This is a genomic window from Nostoc sp. JL23, from assembly GCF_017115065.1.
GTDB lineage: Bacteria > Cyanobacteriota > Cyanobacteriia > Cyanobacteriales > Nostocaceae > Nostoc > Nostoc punctiforme_A.
Genome location: NZ_JABXKN010000109.1, coordinates 14,292 through 32,490, shown reverse-complemented (window position 1 = coordinate 32,490; position 18,199 = coordinate 14,292). Strand labels below are relative to the sequence as shown.

Sequence of the window (18,199 nt, the reverse complement as noted above, 5' to 3'; positions counted from 1 at the left end):
TTATGTATTATTTTAAGAATAGCTAGAGAAGTTTATTGCTCTGAAGTTAAGTGACTTTCTAGCAAAGATGCGATCGCATCAGGATGAATATTCTTGTATTTCTTTTTACCAAGCTGCAAAACACAGTTGGGAGCGCTGCCACAGCATTTTTGGCAACCAGTATATTCAATAGTAACTTTGTCTGACAAACCGCGATCGCACAAAGTTTTTTCTAATTCTGATAATAAACCTTTACCACCACGTTTCAAGCAACCGCCCTTTTGACATACCATAATCCTCGCTTTGGTTTGAGGTGGTAAATCTTGCTTTGGACAAGTATTGATTGGTGTCACCTGATAGGCTTTAATTTTAATTTTACTTGTGCGCGAGTCTATCTCACTATGACCACAAATGCGAAGTTGCTGACCAGGAACTAAGGATGAACTTAGTAAACGACGTAACTCTTTAGGCAGTTTAATTTCCACATCTCCAGATGGAACCGCCAATTGTAAGTATTTATATTTTCCTGGTTCACCACCAACAAAACCTAGTAACTGTCCCTCAAGGTTCAATTCTGATAACGTCAAATACTTGTTACCCATGATTGATAAAAAGTTATTGGGAATTGGGCATTGGGCATTGGGCATGGGTCAATTAAATTTTAGATTTTAGATTGAAATTTAATTCCAAAATCCAAAATCTAAAATCTAAAATTCCCACTCCCTATTCTTGTTAAGCGAGTCGTTTAGCTTCTACTGTTTGAGGTAAATTTGCTGTGTCTGGCAAATCACGAAATTCTAATTCCCAACCATTTGCTAGGGTGAGAATTTTGCCATCATTTCCATCCGTTTGTTTGACGACTTCTTCTTCCAGGTCTTTTTTAGCAACGTAGACTACTAAAGTGCCGGCATCATTCATCCGTAGCATTACTTTCATGAGATTCCTCAACCGATTCTAGTTCTTTTTTCATACAGCCGACGACGAACCCTGTTTCCAAGAAATGCACAGCATATATATAGGAAGTCTGCAAATATGTGCCTATACTCGCTATGTAACCGATATCTCCCTTGTTGACTAAAACTTGGCCGACTTCCTTACCGGGAAAGGTACCATCGTTTTTTAGCAGTTTACGAACTCTGACTTTTTCACCGATTTCAAAAGCGGGTGGCAAGTTTAGTTCTAATTCATCGCGTTGCATGAGAGTACCTCTGTTCTCTGACCAAATTCAATAGTTCTTCTGTCGTCAAACTACGTTTTTTCTGTACCGATTGATGGCGCACTGCATCTAAAACAGATTGGGTTTCTTGGGAGTTCAAGAAAATTCCATGCTGTTCTAGCAAGTTAGCAACTAAATGCCGTCCAGAATGTTTACCTACTACTAAACGTCGTTCCCAACCCACTTCTTCAGGAGCAAATGGTTCGTAGGTAATGGGATTTTGCAATACCCCGTGAGCATGGATGCCAGATTCGTGAGCAAAGGTATTTTCGCCAACGATCGCTTTCCAAGGTGGTACATCGGCTCCTGATGCGGCTGCAACTAGTTGAGACAGTTCCAGCAAACTGGGAGTGTCAATGCCCAAATCAACGCCGTAGATGCGTTTGATCGCCATGACAACTTCTTCTAATGCTGCATTTCCTGCCCTTTCACCCAATCCGTTGACTGTGGTATTCACTGATGAAGCTCCGGCTTTGATACCCGCAAGGGCGTTGGCAGTTGCCAGACCAAAATCATTATGCGTGTGGATTTCTAGGGGAATCGTCAACGCTGAAACCAGCCTTTGGACTTTGGTGTAGGTGGTGAAGGGGTCGAGAACTCCTACAGTGTCGCAGAAACGGAAACGGGATGCACCCCATTCTTGGGCATAAAGTGCTACATCTAAGAGAAAGTTTTCATCAGCCCGGGAAGAATCTTCTCCGCCGACTGCTACCCAAAGACCTTGATCGAGGGCGAAGTGGATTGAGTCTTTGAGTTTTTGCAAACTTACTCGCCACTGACCATGAAATTTAGTGGCAATTTGGATACCAGAGACGGGAATAGCAATATGCACCCGGTTCAAACCACAAGCGATGGAAGCCTTGATATCTGAGATGACAGCACGGTTCCAGCCCAAGAGTTTTGCTTGTAAACCTAAGTTAGAAATTGCGGCGATCGCACGGGTTTCTTCGTCACCCATAGCCGGTATACCCACTTCTAATTCCGGTATACCAATAGCATCGAGAAACTTCGCGATCGCTACTTTTTCTTGTAGAGTAAAGGCAACACCTGCTGCTTGTTCGCCATCACGTAATGTAGTGTCATTAATTATGATTTGATTCATTGCAAATATCCCTCTATTGGAAGTATTCTTAATATCCTTTCCCTCTACAATCCCTCGTGATGGTAAATGCTAAAAATATCACAATTCATAATGTAGGATACATGATCCTTAATTATTGCCCCATTATTAGCATCACATCTGTATGGCAGGGAACTAAATCAATGTATAATTTACTAATCGTTTTCACCGATGTCAGTTGAAATGTCTTCGAGTAGCAATGAACTAATATAACTATTAGCAAATCCCGAACAAAGTAATACACAGAAGCCAGCAATTAAGGATGTAATCATCTTCGTAACCTCATCTTTTCTAGTGCATGTGGGTGTAATTTAGGCAGGTAATGGTACTCAATGCTAAGGGGTACAAATTCGCTAACTTTGGTCTGCTAGCCAATCAAATATCTTTCCTAGCTGCTCCAAGTCAACGAAACCATACTGCCAGAGGAGCATCGGTAGCGGGCCATTTTCTAATTCACGGTGTCGCAGAGCTACAGCAATATCAGCATTTGAAAGTTCAAGTTCATTGTGCAAAAAATTGAGTAGTTTTATATCTCTGTTCCGAGTCGCCATAAGTGATTGAACTTTCAATTTCTTAATTTGGGAAAAATTTAAAAATCAGAAATTCCAATTTATATTTAGGAATTTCGCCTTTTTAATTGTTGCTATATGTCAGGGAAGTTTCAGATTTAGTAGACCCAACAAAATCTAAACCCCGTCTAATCCATCTCAGTCTGCAACAAATTCTGCTAGCAGACAGTAGCTTCAAACTCTAAACCTATTTGAGCTTTGTGCATCTATGAACAAAAAGGATAAAGTCCAGTACTTGCGTCATGAATTCAAGATTAATCGTCCCTAAATAAGGTCTTTTTGAAATAATCATGACTCATCACTGTAATGCCAGCAACGCTCTAGCCATTCTAATAATTCGTGACGAGAAGCGAGAAGTTGCATAACTGTACTACGAATTAGAATTACTTCGAGCAAATTATTCACTTGTACCCGTAAAGAACCATCGGGGGGACAAGAGCAATTAATTTTTAACTCTTGCAAACGGTGATAGATTCGCCAGCGATCGCTCAAAGGAATCTGCAAAACGTGATTTGTCATTTATCATTTGTCCTTTGTCAGTTGTCCTTTGTCCTTTGTCATTTGCAAATGACCAATGACTAATGACTCTTAACGCTTAAAGTTTGCAGTTGTTTTTCGAGTTCTTCAATGCGCGAGAGCAAAGAACGAATCACGGTTGCTTCCACATCGGGTAGCTTTCCATGTTCTAGAGGAGAAAGGCTGGCGCTTTCGTTGCGAGAAATAATTCGGCCGGGAATTCCCACAACAGTGCGATCGCTGGGGACATTCTGCAAGACAACCGAACCTGCACCAATACGGACGCGATCGCCAATTTGCAGATTACCTAAAACTTTCGCACCCGCCCCAATCACTGCATTTTTGCCGACTGTGGGATGACGCTTACCAGTTTCTTTACCAGTTCCGCCAAGGGTGACGCCTTGGTAAATCAGTGTATAGTCGCCCACGATTGCAGTTTCGCCAATGACTACTCCCATTCCGTGGTCGATAAACACGCCCTCACCAATCTCTGCACCTGGGTGAATTTCAATTCCCGTCAAAAATCGCCCCAAATGAGAAATAAAACGGGGGATAAAACCGACTCCTCGACAATGTAACCAGTGAGCAAGACGATGCAAACATAGCGCGTGCAATCCAGGGTAGCAAAACACCACTTCTAGCCAATTACGTGCTGCGGGATCGCGCTCAAAAATAATGCGAAAATCACTCAATAATGGCTCAAAAAAAACGCCAGAGAGGAGATTTTTCAGCATGGATGTACGGGCAGAATCCTGCGTTTTGGTAGTTTGGCGATCGCTAATACTGTCTAAAGACTGTTGCATCGGTAATGTCTATCTGGTAAATGAGTCATCTGCTATTTTTATGCTTATATCAGGTGACATCCAACTCGATAGAAAATCCAATGCTGATTGGATTTATTGGATTGATTGAGGTTGTACTCAAACGCCGAAACCCCGACTCCAGATAAACTTAAAATTTATCTTGGGGTAGGGGCACTAGTATTTAATGATAGGGGTACTAGTATTTTTGGGGCAGGGGTTAAGAATTTCTGTTCACGCTACAAGAAACTTTACCCGTAAGCATTTGCTAAGATTTTATCAAGATATTTTGCAATATATTAAGCTGTACTCAGATGCACTCAAATATGAATTTGGTAAGGCTATAAATCTATTTTCTGTATATCCTATTACTATTAGTATCTTATTATTTGGATAGGCGAAAGACAGGTTTCTTTATTTTCTTTTAGGATTTGCTGTCTGTATGTATGTATACGTTTCAAAATATAGTTATCGCTCATCGTAACTGTTTTCTTATTATATAGATGTGTGGGAATAGCGATCGCAAAATCTTAGAGCGGCATAATAGGTAGATATTCTCATAGCGCCCCTACTCAATAAACCTGTAGAGGTGGATTCATCCGGTTCAAAGACTCGTTAACGGAGATAAAAGGTGGATTCATCCAGTTAAAACACTCGTTGACGGAGATAAAAGGTGGATTCATCCAGTTAAAACACTCGTTGACGGAGATAAAAGGTGGATTCATCCAGTTCAAATACTCGTTAACGGAGATAAAAGGTGGATTCATCCAGTTAAAACACTCGTTGACGGAGATAAAAGGTGGATTCATCCAGTTCAAATACTCGTTAACGGAGATAAAAGGTGGATTCATCCGGTTCAAATACTCGACGACGGAGATAAAATGTGATATACAAGGTATCTTGCAAAAGTCCCTAGCACCCCACTCCTTAATCCCCTCCCCTTAGTAACTACGGTGTATACACAAGTCTGAAATAGTTTACTCACCTGGTTTTTTGCGTCAGTTTTACCCCACCCTAACCCTCCCCTTGGAAAGGGGAGGGAACTAGATTCCTGTTTCCCCCCTTTGCATCGGGGGGATTAAGGGGGGTAATTTTACTTGTGTATACACCCTTACTAAGGGGAGGAGAGACAAAGCATAACTTTGGCGGAGTGGGGTTCTTCTTTGTGATTTATGCAAGAGGTCTACAGAATAGGGGCGTACAAATGTACGCCCCTACAGTTCGCCGATGAGTATTAAATTATCAAGAGACGGGAGTTTTAGCAGATTTACCTCTACCAATAGCTTTAAAACGTTCGCCCAACTGTTCAGCGACAGTCTTTAAGCCGGGAGTCTTTTTCGATGCAGTCTTCACGTAATCATAAACAGTCAAACTGCTAGTCATAGCTTCACTACCGACAGCCATTAAAGTATCATCTACCTGTTCGGTGAGTTGCTGCATTGAGGTTAAAAGTTCGGTAAGCGCAGCAGCTAATTGATAATCTTGAACCAGTTCCTCAACATCAAAAGTGGCTGGAAGGATTTCGCGGTTAGACTGAGCAGCAGTGATGCTATTGTTTACAAAGGCTAGGCTTTTATCGCCCATTTTTACTAACTTGCGTCGTTCTTCAGTGCTGAGAGTAATCAGAAAGGGCATCTTTTTTTGGACTGTCTGTAGCGCGGCTTTAATTTCTTGGATATCTTGTGGCGAAAGGGAGGCTGCAATATTTTGATAGGCCATCGTATATCTACCTTGGGAGTTCTAATGGTGACGTAGCAATAGTTGCTAAGTATATAATTCCCATTGGTGGATGCGATCGCACATCATAACCTATTAATGGATAGCCTATAAGCAGGTTTGTATATACCATAAAAGCAAAAATTTTGTCAATATCATTAGAGATAAATCTTTGAGTAGTTGTGATGGAAGCATAACCATTTCGACGAAGTATATTGAGTGCGATGCCTACGTTCGCACCGATAGAAGACTTGTGTATACACCGCCTCAAGGAGAGGGACAGGCTTTGCGTAGCAAAACCAGGGTGAGGTTCTTTTATTATGGGCAATTCAGCGGACACGATATGAGCCGTCGAATTTACGTAATTCAGAACCAAAATATTGAATCAGATTAAAGTATTATATTTTACTAGTTAGATAAACACTTGTTTGAGAGTAAATGTAAAAATAAATGCTCCAACTTCAACAAAAATCTGGGTTAATGACTGAATGAATTGATTTTTATTAGGTGCTTTGAAATCACTATTACTTATAAATATTTGAATAAATACTTACTATACTTTAGAGGTAAACACTCACTTATTAATACTAATCAACAAATTAAGCAGTTGTCAGTAAAGTCACAATACGAATACGGGTTAGTATTTAATATTGTCATTTGTTCAACGTTACTTACATTTGTTTGAACTTGAGCGAAAATCGTTCAATCAGTTGAAAGCTAGTTGGCAAAAGGCATTCACGAGCTACTCTTTCTTTTTTAAATGACCTAACAAGTCAGGATGTAGTCAACTCTGTCTATAAAATTCATAGTGAAGAAGTTTTACAAAAACCAATATTCTGCATAAAAGAAGAAAATACCTCTGAGTAATACTTAGCAGCTAAAAACTATAAGTTTTGTAGTTCATAGGCAGAAACTAGTACTTCAATACTTTTCCTAGAAATGAAGTATTAGTAACTCATTATTCACTTAGAGAAATTAAGAATTAGGAGTATTAATCATGGCAGTAAATTGGATTCCAGGGCCAGGGCCGACTAATGCAGCAGATGTAGGTATTAGTAATGCCGCTTCTGATAACTTCAATGGTTTGGGTGGAAATGACAGCCTTTATGGAAATGCTGGTAATGACCTGTTACGAGGTGGCGATGGTATTGACTTTTTATCCGGTGGGGACGGGGACGATACTCTAATAGGAGATCGTGGCAACGACACCTTCACTGGCGGAAACGGCAACGATCGCTTGATCTGGAACAATGGTGACGGTAGCGATAGAATCAGCGGTAACGCTGGCTTTGACGTGGTTGAAGTCAACGGCGCGGGTGTGGGAGATAACTTCCGCCTACAACAAGATGCTCAAGGCAGAGCAATCTTCGATCGGTTGAACCTAGTTCCTTTCACTCTGACTGTAGACAGTGCAGAGAGGTTTGAAATCAATGGTGGTGGCGGTGATGACACCCTCGATGTCAACAACCTGTCAGCAACTTCTGTAAATGCAGTCTGGTTCACAGGCGGGGCTGGAAATGACTTGCTCGATGGTAGTGGTACAGCGACACCGTTGAGAGGCTTGGGTGGTGAGGGTAATGACAGCCTGACAGGTGGTACTGGCAATGACTTCCTCTCTGGTGATACCGGTAATGACCTGTTACGAGGTGGCGATGGTATCGACTTTCTATCTGGTGGGGACGGGAACGATACCATACTCGGAAATCGTGGCAACGACACCTTCACTGGTGGAAATGGCAACGATCGCTTGATCTGGAACAATGGTGACGGTAGCGATAGAATTAGCGGTAACGCTGGCTTTGACGTGGTTGAAGTCAACGGCGCGGGTGTGGGAGACAACTTCCGCCTACAACAAGATGCTCAAGGCAGAGCAATCTTTGATCGGCTGAACCTGGTTCCCTTCACTCTGACTGTAGACAGTGCAGAGAGGTTTGAAATCAATGGTGGTGGCGGTGATGACACCCTCGATGTCAACAACCTGTCAGCAACTTCTGTAAATGCAGTCTGGTTCACAGGCGGGGCTGGAAATGACTTGCTCGATGGTAGTGGTACAGCGACACCGTTGAGAGGCTTGGGTGGTGAGGGTAATGACAGCCTGACAGGTGGTACTGGCAATGACTTCCTCTCTGGTGATACCGGTAATGACCTGTTACGAGGTGGCGATGGTATCGACTTTCTATCTGGTGGGGATGGGAACGATACCATACTCGGAAATCGTGGCAACGACACCTTCACTGGCGGAAATGGCAACGATCGCTTGATCTGGAACAATGGTGACGGTAGCGATAGAATCAGCGGTAACGCTGGCTTTGACGTGGTTGAAGTCAACGGCGCGGGTGTGGGAGATAACTTCCGCCTACAACAAGATGCTCAAGGCAGAGCAATCTTCGATCGGTTGAACCTAGTTCCTTTCACTCTGACTGTAGACAGTGCAGAGAGGTTTGAAATCAATGGTGGTGGCGGTGATGACACCCTCGATGTCAACAACCTGTCAGCAACTTCTCTAAATGCAGTCTGGTTCACAGGCGGGGCTGGAAATGACTTCCTTGATGGTAGTGGTACAGCGACACCATTAACCGGCTTTGGTGGTGAGGGTAATGACATCCTCTATGGTGGTGCTGGCAATGACTTACTTTATGGAGATACTGGTAATGATACATTACGAGGTGGTAAAGGCAATGACATCCTGACTGGTGGTGCTGGTGGCGATCGCTTTGTGTTCAACTCAGGCGCTGCGTACAATAGCGCCGATCTCGGTGTAGATAAAATTACTGACTTCAGCAGCTTTAGCGATAAAATTGTCCTCGATAAGACAACTTTTGGCGGACTCAATAATCTGTTCCAAATTAGGATAGTAGCTAATGATGCAGCAGCTGCAACTAGCTCTGGACTCATTACTTACAGTCTTGGAACTGGCAACTTGTTCTTCAACCAAAACTTGACATCACCAGGCTTTGGGACAGGTAGTCTGTTTGCCAACATTGATAACGATAACAATCAATTCACAGCCCCACCATTATTATCAGCTACAAGCTTTGAGATCGTTGCGTAAACATCTCTTAAAATCCATAGAAGCTAAGGCATATCTGCAAGCTCGTAGCTAAATCCTAATTAGCAACGTTGATGATTGCTAATTAGGGATAATTGAATCCTCCTCATACTTCAAGTACGGGGAGGATTATACAGTTCAATCCAGATAGATCCGAAAAACTTATACCAATTTGAAAAATGATTGCGACAGATGGAAAACTGAAACACTTATCCAATGGATGTTTCACAATCCAAAATCCAAAATCTAAAATCTAAAATCTAAAATCTAAAATGGTATTAAGAGTTGTTGCATAGGCGTAGCCAACCGTAGGCATCGCTTTGGAAAAGCAGGTAATTTTGGACGATCAAAAATATTTCGGAAAAGTTCCTAATTGATGTATTGAAAGTTGAATTATGGATGGGCATTCTTAAAAAATACAGATTTATTTTTCTACGGAAAAATTAATTAAAAGATAAAGTTTATTTAAACAACCTCTCGTAAATAAATTGAAATTTGTTGTAGCATAATAATAGTTAGAGTTTTTACAACTAATCAATCGATTAATATGCGTTTACCTATCCTTATCAGTGCAACACTATTGCTATCTCTGGGTCTGAATCTACCAGGTATATCCGAAACTACCGCAGAGAAAGCACAATATCAAACGCAAACAAATAATAACTTGAATTCAAGACGGTTGGCATTTAATAAGCGTTTGTGGGAGCGGGCAAATATTTATAACTATCGCATTACAGTTAGCAATAGTTGCTTCTGTATACCAGATGCTAGAGGGCCAGTAGTTATTCGAGTACGTAATGGTCAACCAATTTCCATCACTTCTGTAGCTACAGGTCAACCAGTTAATCCGCAATTCTTTCAAAAATATGACACAATTCCCGAACTCTTTAATGTGATTCAAGATGCTATCAACCGTAAGGCATCCAACCTGGATGTAGAATACAATGCTAAACTTGGCTATCCAACTAAAATTAATATCGATTACAATAGTCAAATAGCTGATGAAGAAATATTTTTGACAATTGAGAATTTTCAGGAACTTAAAAATAGACGCTAAAGTCATTACTTGCGCTCAATCTCAACCCAAAACAGGAGTGAGTTAGTAACTCCAAAGCGAGGTTTAATAATTCACTTTCCCCCAAAAAGCTAATAGCGATCCAATACGCTTGAGTTAAGGGTTATTCGTGTAGACAATTTGTCTTTTAAGACGCGATAAATCGCATCTCTACATCTGGATTTTGTTGCTCATTCTCAACTGTATTAGATCGCCATTAACTTTTCATAAAAATTAACACTTTGATTAAGTTATGTTGATTTTGTGCGAGTAATTCTCAATTATTCAACGAATTTGTTGTGTTTGAGAACTTGACTAAAAACAGTCACTTCTGATAGCCTCAAATTACTCGATAAGATTAGGGTTTGCTGTAACTTTATTCGCTAGTTGCGATCGAAGTAACTTTACTAATTCCACATTAGAATTTAACTTTTTACAGATGGCTTAAAGCTGTACACCCATTTGTGAAAATCATCGTTAAGACTCATTTGCCGCTCTTGCGTCTGCCCATTAGATGCCACGGTGTTAATGTCGTAGTAACGCATCTCACCCAAGGCACTACGAGCTTGAATGAGTTTTGTACGCTCGATGCGACACTGTTCGTATCTAGTCATTAGTTCGGATTGTCTCAGACTGAATATTCTTTAAAACCGTGTGGTGAACCTCGCATCCTGAACTTTTAAGGGTTTCGACAATTCCCGGTGCGTTGGCACAGCCCGCCGTAGGCATCGTATCTAGAGAATGCAAGCCATTGGGAGCTAGTCCTAGTCCAGTTCCTGCCGGACGAAATTCTTGGGCTTTTTCGTATACTTGAACCTCTATCCCTTGGCTTCTCAGTGCGATCGCCGCAGCTAAACCGCCTGGGTCAACACCGACAATAGCAACTTTCTCTACTATGGGTTGGGAGAATTTCTGAGTTAGATTTGTGTTTATATTATTAAGTCAGAATTCAGAATATTCTTACGAATATATACACTTCTTGCATGTCTGAAGGCAACTTTATCTTTCAGCTAGATCCACAGTCATTACTTTGACTCCTAAGTACTTTTTTAGTCAATCTTCCTTAAGAATCAACCCTGAATTCGTGTTCTAATGGATTGTCATCAGTTTTGCGGTTGCTCGTAGTAACAAAAACCAACTTTAAATAAAAATATCGATGACAAACTCTGTACCTTTGCCTGGCGCAGAAGAGCAGGTTAAATGACCTCTATGTTGTTCCACCACAATCGAGTAGCTAATCGATAATCCCAAACCTGTGCCACTGCCCACAGGTTTAGTGGTAAAAAAAGGATTAAATATTCTCTTGAGTATCGATTCACTCATGCCTGTACCATTGTCAGCGATGCGAATCAGCACTCTATTAGCATCCTGAATTTCGGTGCGAATGTGAATTGTCGGGAGGGAAAATGTTTCACTTGTTATTCTACAGTCGCCAGTCCCCATTTCCAAAGCATCAATTGCATTACTCAAGATATTCATAAATACCTGATTGAGGGCACTGACATAGCAGTTAACCAAAGGCAGTTGACCATATTCTTTAATCACCGCGATCGTTGGGCGGTTAGCATTAGCTTGGAGTCGGTGCTGCAAAATTAATAGAGTGCTTTCAATGCCGGAGTGAATGTCTACTGGTTTAATTTCTGCTTCATCTAAGCGGGAGAAGTTACGCAGTGATTCAACAATATGTTTAATACGCTCAGTTCCAACTCGCATTGAGTCGAATAGTTTAGGTAAATCCTCCATTAAAAACGGTAAATCAATAGACTCTGCTATAGTTTGGATCGCGTCCACTGGAGTAGGATAATGTTCTTGATAGGTTTTGATGAGTTTTAACAGAGACTGCACATAAGTTTCTGTATGAAACAGGTTGCCATAAATGAAGTTTGTCGGATTGTTAATTTCATGAGCAACGCCTGCAACTATTTCTCCCAAAGACGACATTTTTTCTGCTTGAATTAGTTGAGCTTGAGTTTGTTGAAGATGTTGTAGGGCGAGGGTAAGTTCAGAATTCTGGTTCTCTATTTTGAGGATATTACCGTAAGAACGAAGGGAAGAAATCACTACTGTAATCAGCTTTTGCCGTGTCAGTTCTGTTTTAAGCCGATAATCGTTAATATCGTAGTCCAGCACCACCGAGGCTTCCGGCGCTTCTCCAGGCTGACCTGTACGTAAAATAATTCGTACTTGGTGGTTGTGCAATTCTGCACGAATATACTGAACCACTTGCAATCCAGCATCATCTGTTTCCATTACGACATCCAGCAAAATTAACGCCGTATCGGGATGTGTCTGGATTAAGTACTTTGCTTCTGTAGCAGAGTGGGCATGGAGAAACGTTAGAGGTTTACCTTCAAAAGTGCAATCTTCGAGTGCCAGAATTGTGGCTCGATGGACTAATACATCGTCATCCACAATCAAGATTTTCCAAACTGCTACAGGTGCTGGTGGAGAGTTTGAAACCGCTTGGGAACCCCTATCATCTTCATTGATTGGTTGTCCGTCATTGTCATCTGCAAAGATAAACGTATCATCGTTGTCTGCAAAGACAAAAAAAGCATCAGTTTCTGAGTTGGAAACCCTTTGATTTTCGCTGGACATACTCGATCATCCCTAATTCTGGCGTTCATGGAGTAACCTGTGACTCAAGTGGAAGGGTTACTATAAATAGAGTTCCCTTCCCCACTTCGCTTTGCACATTGATTCTTCCCCGCAATTTTTGGGTGACTAGATTGTAGACAATATGCAATCCTAGTCCTGTTCCACCGCGATGCCTTGCTGTGGTAAAAAAGGGTTCAAAAATGCGGCTGTGATACTCTTCGGGAATACCACAGCCATCATCACGGTACTGAATAATGGCTCGATCGGCTTGCTGTAATACATGAAAGTGCATTTCCCCAGCTTCTTCGGGCTGATATGCGTGCATGAGAGAGTTCATCACCAAATTGGTGACAACTTGTGCCAATGCTCCTGGATAAGTGTTAATGGTTACAGTATCATCGCCAGTTATAGTTACCGTATGTAGTGTTTTTCTTAAATTTGGTGCCAAACTAAAAAGCGTTTCTTCCAGATAAAGTTTAACCCTAATAGAGCGTCGCTCCAGGTTGGTTTGATCGACAGCAACCTGTTTGAAACTTTGCACCAACTCTGCGGCACTATTAAGGTTTGTCAAAATAATATCTCCACATTCTTTAGCAAGGTTCAGGTAGTTGGTTAAATCTGCCCGTTTTAGCTGTCCCTGCTCAACTGTGGTGATGAGAGCGGTAGTTTTATCAATTAGAGTCGATACCAGTGTAATGCTAGTACCAACCGGGGTATTAACTTCATGAGCAACCCCTGCCACCAAGCTACCTAAAGCAGCCATTTTCTTGGATTCCACAAGCTGATCTTGAGTTGTTTTGAGTTCTTCTAAGGCTTGGGAAAGTTGTTGAGTGCGATCGCTAACTTTCTGTTCGAGAGTATTGTAGAGATTAGCGTTTTCGATCGAAATGGCAGCTTGGGATGATAAGAGCTTGACAATTTCCAATCGGTCTGGTGTAAATGCTTCCGTAGCCAGGTTATTTTCCAGATATAAAATTCCCAGCAGTTTACCCTGATGCACGATGGGATTACACAATAGGCTCTTGGGCTGGTGCTTCGTGATGTAGAAATCAGCCACCAGAACAGCCTCTATTCTGGCATCAGCGATGACAAGGGATTGTAGACTGCGTTTGACAATGTAAATCAGGCTGACAGGAATATCAAAACTCCGATCTATTGGCAGTGCTAATCCAATGCTGGGTTCTTGTCCTAGTTGAGCGATCGCTTCTACTTGCAAGTCATTCTCTTGCATCAATATCAACACACATTTACTGGCTCCAGCATTGGTGATAATTGCATTGAGCAAGTTAATGAGCAATTTGTCTAACTGAATCTCCCTAGAAAGACTCTGGGAAGCTTTGAAGATGGTGGCAAAATCCAAGACTTCAGAGATAGAAGTGCTGCTGGAGCTAGATGTTTGCATTGGTTGATGAATCGTGCGGGCAGGTATAGCGAGGGTTTCTAAGGGCTGGATAGTGAATTGCTTTTGTTGCAAAATCGGTTGGAGTAATTGCGGATAACGTGTTTCCAAGTCATCGATTTTAGCTTTGGCATCCCAACGAGCGTAGCAGTAGTAGGCTTCTTGGATGTAGGCTTGAGCCACCTTTTCTTTACCCCAGTTGAGGTAGAATTTGGCTGCCAACTCATTGCTAAGTGCTTCTTCGTTGAGGTAGCCGTTTTCTTTAGCTGCTGCAATGGCGCGATCGTAATACTCCATTGCTTTGAGTGTATCTCCCATCACTCGCGCTATCTCTGCTTCAACTAAATCATACTTGTGCTGGAAATTAGCAGGAGCATTATCGGCCCAGTAGCGCATGAGTTTTTGGTTGGTAGCTACTTGATGTAAGCAACGTTCCTGTTGATTGCGATCTGCTGGAGGCAGCAGCGCTTCCGCAGAGCGGACGCTTACGCGATCGCAGTTCAAATACCGTGCAAGTAAGGACAAAGAATAGTAAAAGTTATGTCCAGCAACAAGTAGTAGACCAAAGGCTCCATCTACAAACTCAGTGGCTTGCTCTGCATTAGTTACAGCCAGTTCATACTTTTCAAAAGTAAAAAGGATAACTGTTTTAGCTACATAGATGGCAAATAGTGATTGATGATTATGGGTTTTATGAAAATGCACCAGCATTTCTGTCTCATCGAAATCAATCCCAGTCGGGTGAAATTGATCGGAGGTTTGCCCAAGTAAATTTAAAGTGAGTTGCCGCCAAATCTGGGCATAATCAAGACAATGCTTTTGTTTGAAGTTTAAAAGTAAATCAATATATTTTGCTTGCCTTTTCTCAACATAATTTAGAGGTTCTCCAACCAAGAATAAATGTGCAGACTCAGCCATCATTGCATAGCTAGCGTATTCGATGTCTCCGACTTCTAATCCACACTGCATACCTTCTCGTAAGAACTTGAGTGTATTTCGACCATGCTCTTTACAAGCACAGATAAAAACACCAAAGAGCATATAAATTTTGGAACTGAGTTCTTTGGCATGGTATTGTTCTAGTAGCCTTAGAGATATCTGACCTGAGTGATAGGCAGTGTCTACATCTTTGATTACAGCACACAGAAACAAGCCATAAATTCCATAGACATAAGCAGCTAATGATGAATGTCCCTGCTCAAGACAAAGATGGAGCATTGTCAACGCCACTGACGGAAACATATCCGGTTTGACATGATGCACAGCAGGGGTAATGCTAATCAGCAACCGGAGTGCAGCCAGAGATTCTGGATTGCTCATCTCTGGAATATTGGCTAAACTTGTCAACTCTGGTAGTTGCTTTAAATGATTCTCCTGCTTTACATCAGGTAATATCAAGGAAATTTTTAACTGCTCTAATGCTTTTAACCCTGTTTCAATAGCTTGAACTTGCCGATCTTGAGCAATATAAATTTGAACTTTTAGCTCATAGGTCTTAATTCTGTCTAACAGATGTGTAGTTTCTTGCAAGATCGGGTCTGCTAGATTGATAGCTTGTTGAAAGTGGGTGTTTAAATATTCTGCTTCTGCGGCTTCCTCATACAGCGCTAGCGTCAAAGCATACTGATTTTGCCAACTGTCTGCTGCTAACAATTCTATTCCTAGTGTTAAATACTGAACCGCAGCAGTGTAGGCAGTAGAAGCTTTGGCTTTCCGTCCAGCTACCAGATTTAATTGAGCTAGTTGATTGCGTTCGGTCTGTTGAGTAAGTAACCCCAACCCCATGTTCAATTGACTAACAATTTGAAAAATATTCTCTTGTTGATCGCTCGGAGAAATATTATTTAATAGTAGATGCCCCAGCCTTAAGTGAGTAGTCTGTTTCTCTTCGTCAGGTATTAGGGAATAAGCAGCTTGTTGGACGCGATCGTGGGAAAACTTATAAGTAACTACTTGTGAATTTTGCCCTACAATTGTTTGAGTCTCTTGACCTATATAAAACTTATAAACTTCAGTTTGAGGTAGAATTAAGCCCTCTTGTAAAGCTTTCCATAGGGCTGTTGCAGTTTCGGCTTCTGATGTTGTGGGCAGATTATTTGAGCCTGCGCCTCGTGCGATGCCTTCTCTTGGAGAGGCTTCTCTTTCAGAGACGCTAACGCGAACGCCAACGGCGGGCGTAGCCATCGCCAAGGTTGCTAAGTCAAATTCGTTACCAATGCACGCAGCTAATTTCAAAACATCCTGGGTTGCTGTTGGCAACTTTTGCAACTGCAATGTCATGAATTCAACAACGTCATCCGTTAAAGCTAACGCTTTCACTTCAGGAATATCACACTGCCAAATTCCCCGATCAAAATCAAACTGGATTAGTCCATCTTCATGCAGTGCTTTGAGAAATTGCGTACTAAAAAATGGATTACCTTTAGTCTTTTGATATACCAGTTGGGTTAGTGGTTGTGCGACTTCTTGCGAACAACTGAGGGTATCGGCAACTAGTTGATTTAAGCTGGCTGTACTCAAAGGTGCTAGTGTAATAATGTTAATTGTGACTTTGGCTTTAGCAATCTCTTCTAGTGTCAACATCAAAGGATGAGCAGCAGAAACCTCATGATTTCGGTAAGCTCCAATCAATAATAAATATCCCCTCACTGAATCATCCATCAGCAACTGCATTAACTTCAAAGATGCTGAATCTGCCCACTGCAAATCATCCAAAAAAATCACCAGAGGATGTTCTTTGGTAGTGAATACTTGGATAAAATTTTTAAATAGTAAATTAAAGCGATTCTGTGCCGCAGTTCCAGATAAATTAGGTGATGGTAGCTGTTGACCGATAATTTGTTCTAGTTCTGGAATTACCTCAATAATAACTTGCCCATTATCACCCAGCGCTGCTAATATTTTGGTTTTCCAAGCTGATAATTGAGTATCATTTTCACATCTCAATTGCCCCATTAAATCTCGAAACGTTTGTACAAAGGCAGAAAAAGGAATATTCCGATTAAATTGATCAAACTTGCCTTTGATGAAGTACCCCCGTTGTTCGACAATCGGTTTATGGACTTCATTAATAATTGCCGTTTTACCAATCCCAGAAAACCCAGCGACTAACATCAGTTCTGTCTGATGATTAGTAACACGGTCAAATGCTGCTAGCAAAGTTTTGACTTCCTCTTCCCGACCATAGAGTTTTTCAGGGATAATGAAGCGATCGCTAACATCCCGTTGCCCAATGGGGAAACTTTCAATTTTGCCCGTTTGCTGGAGTTGATGCAAGCAAGTTTCTAAATCAGATTTCAGCCCGAATGCACTCTGATAGCGGTCTTCGGCATTTTTCGCCATCAATTTGCTGACAATATCTGAGAGTATCGGCGCAATTTCTGGATTAATTTCATGTACTAGAGGTGGAAGTTTGGCAATATGGCAATGCACTAACTCCATTGGGTCGTTTAATTGGAAAGGTAATTGCCCGGTCAGTAACTCGTAAAAAGTTACGCCTAGAGAATAGAAATCAGTGCGGTAGTCTATACCGCGATTCATGCGTCCGGTTTGTTCCGGTGACAAATAGCCGAGTGTCCCTTCCAACACATTGGGACTTTTCAGGCTTTGGGTTTCTCGTGGTAGCAGAGATGCAATACTAAAATCAATGAGTCTGATATCACGAGTTTCTGGATTAATCAGAATATTGGCGGGTTTGATATCTTTGTGAATAATCCGATGACGGATGAGAATATCTAATATATTGCACAGGGCGATCGCTAAGTGCAAAAATTCCATCAGATTTGGCACAGTTCCCCATTGCTTTAGGGAAATTCCCCCAAAGTCTTCCATTATCAACGCATAGCCATTCTGGTACGTTTCCAAGCTGTAGGTTTGAATGATTCCAGGTAAGTTGAGATTTTTAGCTATGGTGTACTGATTGCGAAATGACAAAAGCTCAATGAAGCTGGGATAAGGATTTTTCAGCAGCTTAATGACCACAGGCTGTTGGTCAGTCTCTCGAACTGCCCGATAAACTAGGGTTCTAGAACCGTTGTAGAGTTCTTCGCTGACTCGATAGCCGGGAATGGTGACTACACTGCTAATCATAATTCTTTTGAATTTTTAAGACCTTAGCATTTAGTGTTCCCAGATCCGCCCTATCATTTTTTCAAGAAGGTGCATTTTGCTATCCATTCTTGCC

At 41.6% G+C, this 18,199-nt stretch carries 16 protein-coding genes; 2 read left to right on the top strand and 14 right to left on the bottom strand.

The window, feature by feature from the left end:
* Positions 1 to 32: 32 nt before the first annotated feature.
* The 10 genes from HWQ42_RS22085 to HWQ42_RS22040 form a co-directional block, all read right to left on the bottom strand.
* Positions 33 to 581: a (2Fe-2S) ferredoxin domain-containing protein gene (locus HWQ42_RS22085; RefSeq protein ID WP_292816264.1), complete on the bottom strand. Its 549-nt coding sequence runs from the start codon at positions 579 to 581 to the stop codon at positions 33 to 35.
* Between the two features lie 130 nt (positions 582 to 711).
* On the bottom strand, positions 712 to 915 hold the full coding sequence (nifT, locus tag HWQ42_RS22080) for a putative nitrogen fixation protein NifT (RefSeq protein WP_114083693.1): 204 nt from the start codon (positions 913 to 915) through the stop codon (positions 712 to 714).
* Positions 890 to 1,177: a nitrogen fixation protein NifZ gene (locus tag HWQ42_RS22075; RefSeq protein WP_094349913.1), complete on the bottom strand. Its 288-nt coding sequence runs from the start codon at positions 1,175 to 1,177 to the stop codon at positions 890 to 892. Before HWQ42_RS22075 ends, nifT begins: the two co-directional genes overlap by 26 nt.
* Positions 1,164 to 2,297, bottom strand: coding sequence for a homocitrate synthase (gene nifV, locus HWQ42_RS22070; protein WP_292816154.1), 1,134 nt, complete (start codon positions 2,295 to 2,297; stop codon positions 1,164 to 1,166). The genes HWQ42_RS22075 and nifV overlap by 14 nt, the downstream gene beginning before the upstream one ends.
* Positions 2,298 to 2,668: 371 nt before the next feature.
* Positions 2,669 to 2,866: a DUF2949 domain-containing protein gene (locus HWQ42_RS22065; protein WP_094349915.1), complete on the bottom strand. Its 198-nt coding sequence runs from the start codon at positions 2,864 to 2,866 to the stop codon at positions 2,669 to 2,671.
* Positions 2,867 to 3,172: 306 nt separating this feature from the next.
* Complete coding sequence (locus tag HWQ42_RS22060) at positions 3,173 to 3,403, bottom strand: Asr1405/Asl0597 family protein (protein ID WP_292816153.1); 231 nt, start codon at positions 3,401 to 3,403, stop codon at positions 3,173 to 3,175.
* Between the two features lie 59 nt (positions 3,404 to 3,462).
* The gene (gene cysE / locus HWQ42_RS22055; RefSeq protein ID WP_292816152.1) at positions 3,463 to 4,203 is read right to left on the bottom strand and encodes a serine O-acetyltransferase; all 741 of its coding nucleotides are present in this window, start codon (positions 4,201 to 4,203) and stop codon (positions 3,463 to 3,465) included.
* A 569-nt stretch (positions 4,204 to 4,772) separates the two neighbouring features.
* Positions 4,773 to 5,051, bottom strand: a complete 279-nt coding sequence (locus tag HWQ42_RS22050) for a hypothetical protein (protein WP_292816151.1) — start codon at positions 5,049 to 5,051, stop codon at positions 4,773 to 4,775.
* 391 nt (positions 5,052 to 5,442) lie between these two features.
* Positions 5,443 to 5,919, bottom strand: coding sequence for a hypothetical protein (locus tag HWQ42_RS22045; protein WP_292816150.1), 477 nt, complete (start codon positions 5,917 to 5,919; stop codon positions 5,443 to 5,445).
* A gap of 7 nt (positions 5,920 to 5,926) precedes the next feature.
* On the bottom strand, positions 5,927 to 6,256 hold the full coding sequence (locus HWQ42_RS22040; RefSeq protein WP_292816149.1) for a hypothetical protein: 330 nt from the start codon (positions 6,254 to 6,256) through the stop codon (positions 5,927 to 5,929).
* A gap of 657 nt (positions 6,257 to 6,913) precedes the next feature.
* Between HWQ42_RS22040 and HWQ42_RS22035 the strand changes: the two genes are divergently transcribed.
* Positions 6,914 to 8,968 carry a calcium-binding protein gene (locus HWQ42_RS22035; RefSeq protein WP_292816148.1) on the top strand — a complete coding sequence of 685 codons (2,055 nt, stop codon included), beginning with the start codon at positions 6,914 to 6,916 and terminating at the stop codon, positions 8,966 to 8,968.
* Between the two features lie 544 nt (positions 8,969 to 9,512).
* Positions 9,513 to 10,022 carry a DUF6174 domain-containing protein gene (locus tag HWQ42_RS22030; RefSeq protein ID WP_292816147.1) on the top strand — a complete coding sequence of 170 codons (510 nt, stop codon included), beginning with the start codon at positions 9,513 to 9,515 and terminating at the stop codon, positions 10,020 to 10,022.
* Positions 10,023 to 10,444: 422 nt separating this feature from the next.
* Here HWQ42_RS22030 and HWQ42_RS22025 read toward each other — a convergent pair whose 3' ends face one another.
* The 4 genes from HWQ42_RS22025 to HWQ42_RS22010 all read right to left on the bottom strand — a co-directional run bounded on the left by HWQ42_RS22025 (position 10,445) and on the right by HWQ42_RS22010 (position 18,105).
* Positions 10,445 to 10,633 (bottom strand): hypothetical protein, encoded by a 189-nt coding sequence (locus tag HWQ42_RS22025; RefSeq protein ID WP_292816146.1) that lies wholly within the window; start codon positions 10,631 to 10,633, stop codon positions 10,445 to 10,447.
* A complete protein-coding gene (locus tag HWQ42_RS22020; protein WP_292816262.1) occupies positions 10,626 to 10,856 on the bottom strand; it encodes a hypothetical protein in 231 nt (76 codons plus the stop codon). The genes HWQ42_RS22025 and HWQ42_RS22020 overlap by 8 nt, the downstream gene beginning before the upstream one ends.
* 303 nt (positions 10,857 to 11,159) lie before the next feature.
* Entirely contained in the window at positions 11,160 to 12,617 is a 1,458-nt protein-coding gene (locus tag HWQ42_RS22015) for an ATP-binding protein (RefSeq protein WP_292816145.1), read from the bottom strand.
* 25 nt (positions 12,618 to 12,642) lie between these two features.
* Positions 12,643 to 18,105, bottom strand: coding sequence for an ATP-binding sensor histidine kinase (locus HWQ42_RS22010; RefSeq protein ID WP_292816144.1), 5,463 nt, complete (start codon positions 18,103 to 18,105; stop codon positions 12,643 to 12,645).
* Positions 18,106 to 18,199 lie beyond the last annotated feature (94 nt).

Bases quoted from the DNA above. Each gene is read 5' to 3' on its own strand.
- HWQ42_RS22075 (WP_094349913.1), bottom strand. From the start codon at position 1,177: ATGCAACGCGATGAATTAGAACTAAACTTGCCACCCGCTTTTGAAATC.
- HWQ42_RS22060 (WP_292816153.1), bottom strand. From the start codon at position 3,403: ATGACAAATCACGTTTTGCAGATTCCTTTGAGCGATCGCTGGCGAATC.
- HWQ42_RS22030 (WP_292816147.1), top strand. From the start codon at position 9,513: ATGCGTTTACCTATCCTTATCAGTGCAACACTATTGCTATCTCTGGGT.
- nifV (WP_292816154.1), bottom strand. From the start codon at position 2,297: ATGAATCAAATCATAATTAATGACACTACATTACGTGATGGCGAACAA.
- HWQ42_RS22035 (WP_292816148.1), top strand. From the start codon at position 6,914: ATGGCAGTAAATTGGATTCCAGGGCCAGGGCCGACTAATGCAGCAGAT.
- HWQ42_RS22010 (WP_292816144.1), bottom strand. From the start codon at position 18,105: ATGATTAGCAGTGTAGTCACCATTCCCGGCTATCGAGTCAGCGAAGAA.
- HWQ42_RS22065 (WP_094349915.1), bottom strand. From the start codon at position 2,866: ATGGCGACTCGGAACAGAGATATAAAACTACTCAATTTTTTGCACAAT.
- HWQ42_RS22045 (WP_292816150.1), bottom strand. From the start codon at position 5,919: ATGGCCTATCAAAATATTGCAGCCTCCCTTTCGCCACAAGATATCCAA.
- HWQ42_RS22085 (WP_292816264.1), bottom strand. From the start codon at position 581: ATGGGTAACAAGTATTTGACGTTATCAGAATTGAACCTTGAGGGACAG.
- cysE (WP_292816152.1), bottom strand. From the start codon at position 4,203: ATGCAACAGTCTTTAGACAGTATTAGCGATCGCCAAACTACCAAAACG.
- HWQ42_RS22015 (WP_292816145.1), bottom strand. From the start codon at position 12,617: ATGTCCAGCGAAAATCAAAGGGTTTCCAACTCAGAAACTGATGCTTTT.
- HWQ42_RS22050 (WP_292816151.1), bottom strand. From the start codon at position 5,051: ATGAATCCACCTTTTATCTCCGTTAACGAGTATTTGAACTGGATGAAT.
- HWQ42_RS22025 (WP_292816146.1), bottom strand. From the start codon at position 10,633: ATGACTAGATACGAACAGTGTCGCATCGAGCGTACAAAACTCATTCAA.
- nifT (WP_114083693.1), bottom strand. From the start codon at position 915: ATGAAAGTAATGCTACGGATGAATGATGCCGGCACTTTAGTAGTCTAC.